The organism is Candidatus Chloroploca mongolica (genome assembly GCF_004762035.2).
GTDB lineage: Bacteria > Chloroflexota > Chloroflexia > Chloroflexales > Chloroflexaceae > Chloroploca > Chloroploca mongolica.
On record NZ_SIJK02000034.1, the window covers coordinates 60635 to 66674 of the forward strand.

General features: G+C 60.8%; 4 protein-coding genes and 1 tRNA gene. 3 read left to right on the plus strand and 2 right to left on the minus strand.

What is annotated here, in order from left to right; all coding sequences use genetic code 11:
- Positions 1–12: 12 nt before the first annotated feature.
- Together EYB53_RS17400 and EYB53_RS17405 are read left to right on the plus strand one after the other, a co-directional pair.
- Complete coding sequence (locus EYB53_RS17400; RefSeq protein WP_135479684.1) at positions 13–522, plus strand: FHA domain-containing protein; 510 nt, start codon at positions 13–15, stop codon at positions 520–522.
- 9 nt (positions 523–531) lie between these two features.
- On the plus strand, positions 532–777 hold the full coding sequence (locus tag EYB53_RS17405; protein WP_135479685.1) for a hypothetical protein: 246 nt from the start codon (positions 532–534) through the stop codon (positions 775–777).
- 55 nt (positions 778–832) lie between these two features.
- Here the strand turns inward: EYB53_RS17405 and EYB53_RS17410 are convergent, their stop codons facing one another.
- Both EYB53_RS17410 and EYB53_RS17415 read right to left on the minus strand, forming a co-directional pair.
- Entirely contained in the window at positions 833–4660 is a 3828-nt protein-coding gene (locus tag EYB53_RS17410) for a magnesium chelatase subunit H (RefSeq protein WP_135479686.1), read from the minus strand.
- Between the two features lie 173 nt (positions 4661–4833).
- Positions 4834–4908 (minus strand) — tRNA-His (locus EYB53_RS17415).
- A 479-nt stretch (positions 4909–5387) separates the two neighbouring features.
- On the opposite strand from EYB53_RS17415, the gene EYB53_RS17420 reads away from it, so the two are divergent.
- A partial coding sequence (locus EYB53_RS17420; RefSeq protein ID WP_371879130.1) for an RCC1 domain-containing protein occupies positions 5388–6040 on the plus strand: 653 nt, incomplete at its 3' end.

Genomic DNA, 6040 nt, shown 5'->3' on the forward strand with positions numbered 1-6040 from the left:
CTGGAGGCATCGATGCAACAATGCTCAAACTGCCGGGCGCAACAACTTGATGGGACAATCTTTTGCTCGGAGTGTGGGGCGAGTCTGCTCGAAGGGGTGATGTTGCGGTCGGCAACGCCAGCGATGAATCGAACAGTTGCCTCCAACCAGGCTGCGGGTGGCTCAACTCGGGCACCTGTGCGCCCAGCACACCATCATCGTACGCTGGTGCTCTTCGTCGGTCCGAGCGGGCGGCGCATCGAGCCAGGTCAGGCGACCCAGTTCTTGATTGGGCGCAAAGATCCTGAACGTGGCATTGATCCCGAAGTTGATCTTAGTCTTGATGGCGGCCTTGACGCCGGGGTTTCGCGTAGCCATGCGCTGCTGGTGCGCCGGGGTGCCGAGTATACCCTTGAGGATCTGGCGAGTGCCAATGGGACGTTTGTGAATGGCCGACGGCTTCCTCCTCAGGTGCCGACCAAGTTGCATCCCGGTGACGAATTACTGTTTGGAACATTGACCGTGCGCTTTGCGCTTGAATAGGAGCAGGGAGTGTCCAAGACCGTCATCCTCCACTTGACTGGCGAAGATCCCATTCTTGCCGATCTTGATGATGAACCTCAACCAACCGATCTCTTTCTAAAGGTCTCGAATATGCGCCGCCGCGACGGCAAGCCGGTACCTTACCTGGCTGCCGGCGTGCAGGCGGTCATCTTTCCCTGGCATCGCATTACCTTTATCGAGTTGATGCCAAGTGAAGAAGAGCGTAGTTCGGTTGTTGATTTCTTCCGAAGTTGACATAAACATTGACCAACACAACCAACGACGCTGGTTGTGTTGGCCGATCCTTCTGCTATCCAGTGACGCCTTCGAGGCGATCTTCCAGGTCGGCGTAGATGCCGCGCAGTTGATCGAGCGTGGCTTCGTCGGTTTCCCAGAAGCCGCGTTCACTTGCTTCGAGTAGCCGACGCGCCATACCGGCGGTGGCCTGCGGGTTGAGCCGGGCAAGTCGCTCGCGCATGGCCTCATCGAGCAGATAGGTTTCGGCAAAACCCTGGTAGACCCAGCCATCAACCGCGTCGGCCGTGGCACTCCAGCCGTAGGTGTTGCTCAGGCGGATTTCGATTTCGTGCGCACCTTCGTAGCCGTGCGCCAGCATGCCCTCGAACCATTTTGGGTTGAGCAGTTTGGCCCGGCTTTCGAGCCGTACCATTTGCGCAAGTGGGCGTACCCGTCCACTCCCTGGCCCGCTGAAGGCTTCGACTTCGGCGACCATCACGGTTGGGCGGCTCCCCGTGAGTTTCTCGACACTTTTGGTGACGCCACCCAGGTATTCGTAGTAGTGATCAACATCCGAGATGCCGGTCTCGACGCTATCGATGTTCTGGAAGGTAGCCTGGACGGTGCCGAGGGTCTGTTCGAGCAAGGGGCGGGCCTCGCGCCATTCGCCACTCGGCGTCATCGCGAAGCCTTTGCGTTCGAGGAAGACTTCGCCGAGTTGGCCGTCGTCTTCCCAGGTGCTCTGCTCGACGACGTGGTTGACGTTCGCCCCGTAGCTACCGGGGGCATTCGAGAAGACGCGCGCGGCGGCTTCTTCCAGTTCGATGCCAAGCGTAGCGGCCTGCGCCAGGGCGTGTTTACGCACAAAATTGGCGTTGAGTGGCTCGTCGGCGGTGGCGGCAAGGCGCGCCGCTTTGTCAATGAGCATCGCCTGGTGCGCCATCAGGTCGCGGAAGATGCCGCTGACCGTGCAGACCACGTCGATCCGCGGGCGGCCCAGTTCTGCGAGGGGAATGAGGGTGACGTCGGCAATTTTGCCGAGTTCGTCGCTGATGGCCCGCGCCCCAAGCAGGGCTAACGCCTGGGCAACGCCTTCGCCGCCCGTCTTGATGTTGTCGGTGCCCCAGAGCACGAGGGCTACGGTTTCCGGTAGGCTGCCCTCGCTCTGGACGACGTTGGCGAGCAGTTCCTCGACACAGGCTGTGCCGGTGACCTGGGCCGCTTCCGACGGCATACGGTACGGGTCGAGCCCGTGGATGTTGCGGCCTGTCGGCACGACATCGGGGTTGCGTACTACGTCATTGCCGGGTGAGGGTGGGATATAGCCATTGCCGAGTGCTCGCATCAGGCCGGCAAGCTCGCCTTCGGTACGCAGGCGGGCGAGCAGGTCGTTGAGCATTGCCCAGAGCGCCGTGAGATTGGTGGAGGCGAGCTTGACGTCGCTGCTCAGCACCCGCTCGGCTGCTTCCGGGCCTTCCTCGACCAGGTGCTGGATCGTCTTGCGGCACACATCGTCAATCGTGCGCCACTGCGCTTGCGCCTCAACATCGTGCGCGATACGTTCGCGGAGGGCGGCATACTCCAACCCCAGCGCCTGCGCCACCTGTTCGGGCAGCGTTGCGGCCCCGGCGGGACGTTGAAAGGTCGCCACAAGGTTCAGGATATCAACCAGTTCCTCGCCCGCCGGCGGCTTGCCGAGCACATGCAGCCCCACCGGGATGAGGCGCTGCTCGACCTGGAGCAACTCGTGGCTCAGGGCCGCGAGATAGGCTGCGGCCTCCTCGTCGGCAAGCATCTCATCTTCTGGTGTGCGCAGACCGATGCGCTCGGCCTGCGCGACAATGCTTGCGAGCAGGTTTGGATCGGGTTTGGTACGATAGCTCTCCAGGCTATCCTTGAGTTGCAGCAAGCCTTTGTAGAGACCAGCCTGTTGCACCGGCGGCACGAGGTAACTCACGAGCGTGGCAGCCCCGCGTCGTTTCGCAATCGTGCCTTCACTAGGATTATTGACGCAGTAGTAGTAGATATTGGGCAGGTTGCCGAGCAAGCGGGTCGGCCAGCACGATGGCCCGAGGCCAGCCTGTTTGCCGGGCATAAATTCGAGCGCCCCGTGCGTTCCGATATGCACCACCGCATCGGCCCCAAAGACCCGGTCAAGCCAGGTATAGAAGGCCGCAAAGCCATGGTGGGGGGCAGCATCGCGGGCCATCAACATCCGCATCGGATCACGCTCGTAGCCAAAAGTCGGCTGGATACCGATGAAGACATTGCCAAACTGCCGCCCCTGGATAAAGAGGCGTTTGCCATCGCTGAGCAACTCACCGGGGGCCTGGCCCCAGTGCGGCTCGATCGCAACATACTCGGGAAAGAGGCGGCGGTACTCCTCCACATTCAGCATAGCACCAACATTTGCATCAGTGCCGTGGACAAGCGCCTTGCCCTCGACCACCATCCGTCGTAGCGCTTCAGCATCTTCCGGCAGATCGACGCTATAGCCTTCGGCCTTCATCGTCTGGAGGAGCCGGAAGACACTGGCGAAGACATCGAGATAGGCGGCGGTACCAACGCTCCCGAGGTTCGGCGGATAGTTAAAGAGGACAAGCGCCACCTTTTTGGCGGCATTGGGAGTATGGGCGAGGCGAATGCGTCGCGCCACCCGGTCGGCAAAACGCTCGATCTGGGCGGGGATGGGCACGGCCACCCCCGACTCACCCGACGGCCCACCGTAGACCAGCGGCTCGGCGGCGCCTTCGAGTTCAGCGAGGGCAACATTCATTGCCAGGTGCATCGGACTCAGGCCGCGCTCGTCCTGTTCCCACCCCTCGACGCGCTGAAAGACGAGCGGGATCGTCTGCAAAAAGGGCACATCAAGCGCCTCAAGCGCGGCCCGCGCCTCGGCGGGGCGGCTCTGGGCCATGCCACCGGCGAGCGAAAAGCCCGAAGTGGTCACAAGGAGATCGACGGTCGCCGGTTTCGTCGGGGTGGGGGCAGCGTGATCTCCCGCGCTAAAAAAACCACCCTTTTTGCCTGCCGGGGCACGCTCGTAAAAAAAAGCCTCGAGGGCGGGCCGATTATCGAGGGTTGCGGTATAGGCGAGGCGCGCCTCGATGCCCCGGGCCTCAAGCGCACGGATCAGCGCACTCAGATGCGCAACGTTATCACAGAGCGCAATGACCCGCAGCGAGAGCAGGCCAACGATGCCTTTGTCGAGTTTCTGACGACGCTGTTTGCGCCACTTCTGGTAACTTTTGAGATCAGGGAAAGGAGCCGGCGCATCGGGATGCCACAGGGCGACATCCGGATAGAGGTAGGGTTCCTCGACGGGCAGGCGCCCCTTCATACCGGGCACATAGCGTTCGATCAGGAGACAGAGCATGCGCTGCAAATTTTCGGGACTATTGTGTACCCAGAATTGGTGCAACACAATATAGCTGTGGAGATCGCGAAAGCGACCTGGTAAATACTTCAGAATACGGGTAAGATTTTTGACCAGTTTTAGTTGACGCGAGGCCTCACCGTGGCCGTGTTTGGGCTTGAGGGCCTGCATCATTCCGCCGTGGCCGTCGTTGGCGTCACCCTTGTTGCCGAGGTTAAACTTGCCGAGGTGCGTGAGTTTTGTGAGCGCGGGATTGCTCATAATGATCGCCACGGGGCAAGTCAAGGGCTCAATCATCGTCACGAGTGGGCGCACATAACTCTCGCCAAAGAGCATCGCCCCAAGGACAAAATCAGCCCTTTCGAGATCGGCCTCGATCCTGGCGCGGCGCTCAGGTTCAGCGAGATCCGCAGCCATATAGACCGCCACCGTCACATCGAGGCTATGCTCACGACTGATCGTAGCCGCAGCCCGACGCAAACCGACCGTATAGTTATCCTGGGTACTTAAGACAACGATATGCATAAAAGACCCCGCAGTAGCAAGCAACCACCAAGGCTTCCTCCATAGCGTCATGCTACGCTTCTCAACGGAACTGAAGAGGTGAGAAATCATCACGCACACGGCACAAAAGACAACCGGAAGGGTTACACCCTTCCGGTTGTCTTTTGTGCCGTCTTGAGAGGAAGTGACGGAAGTGGGGTGCCTGACGGGTTTCGAACCCGCAACCTCCTGATCCACAGTCAGGCGCTCTGCCATTGAGCTACAAGCACCACAAGAACGCCTATAAGTATAGCATGGGGCCTGGAAAACTGTCAAACAAGGGCAAAGGTGCGGGACAGCTTCCGGGAAGCTCTGCACGCTTCTCGGAAGCTGTCCCGGGCGTTCCGGTAGCGGTGACTGTTGCACTCAACGCCACGGAAAAAGTTAATTGTGCATAACCATACAAAAAAAGATCTTCACGCAGGGCTTCATCAACCTTCACTATCGCGGGTTCACGGCTATGGTATGCTCAGCGCAGTATCCTCCCCGCATCATACCCACGCTGACCGTGCGTTGTATTGTTCCAGCGGTGGGTCGTGCCCACCTGATCCTTTCCGTACAACGGCGATGAAGCGTCGCGATGCGCAGGAGACCGTCTTTGCCCACCCTGCGCCCGTGGCGCGCCCGTGCTGCCTGCGGCTTCGCTGTGAAGCCATCGTGTGGCTAGGCACGGGAGATGGGGATGTACGAATACGAAGGGAGACCCGTGATGCGTCGCATAGTCATGCTCCTGCTCATGATCGTCGGCCTCGGGGTTCCGCTGTTGCTGACCAGCCCCATCTCTATGGCCGTGCCACCGGTGGAAGAACCGTCGGCAGCGGGGTCGACGCGTGCGCTGATGGATGGCTCGCCCACGATGAATGATCTTAGCCGCACCGACCTGCTCCAAGTGAGTGCTGGTGGCTCTCACACGTGTGTGATCAACCGCGCTGGCCAGGTCACTTGTTGGGGCGCACTTTCTGTCCCGGAAGACCTCGGCACCGTGTATCAGGTCAGCGCGGGTTATTATCACACATGCGCAGTGACGGCGGAGGGGGTGCTGCATTGCTACGGCAAGGCAACCGTGCCGCCAAGTGACCTCGGTGCCGTCAGTCAGGTCAGCTCCGGTTGGTATTACACCTGTGCCCTAACGGTGGAGGGGGTGCTGCGCTGCTGGGGGCAGAACGGCTGGGGCCAGGCGACGGTGCCAGGTGAGCTCGGTACGGTGCGTCAGGTCAGCACAGGTGAAAGTCACACCTGTGCCCTAACGGTGGAGGGGGCGCTACGCTGCTGGGGGCAGAACGAGGCCGGCCAGGCGACGGTGCCGAACGACCTTGGCACCGTCAGCCAGGTCAGCGCGGGTGGGAATCACACCTGTGCGGT

Coding starts and splice junctions, on each gene's coding strand:
- EYB53_RS17400 (WP_135479684.1), top strand. CDS start 13: ATGCAACAATGCTCAAACTGCCGGGCGCAACAACTTGATGGGACAATC.
- EYB53_RS17410 (WP_135479686.1), bottom strand. CDS start 4,660: ATGCATATCGTTGTCTTAAGTACCCAGGATAACTATACGGTCGGTTTG.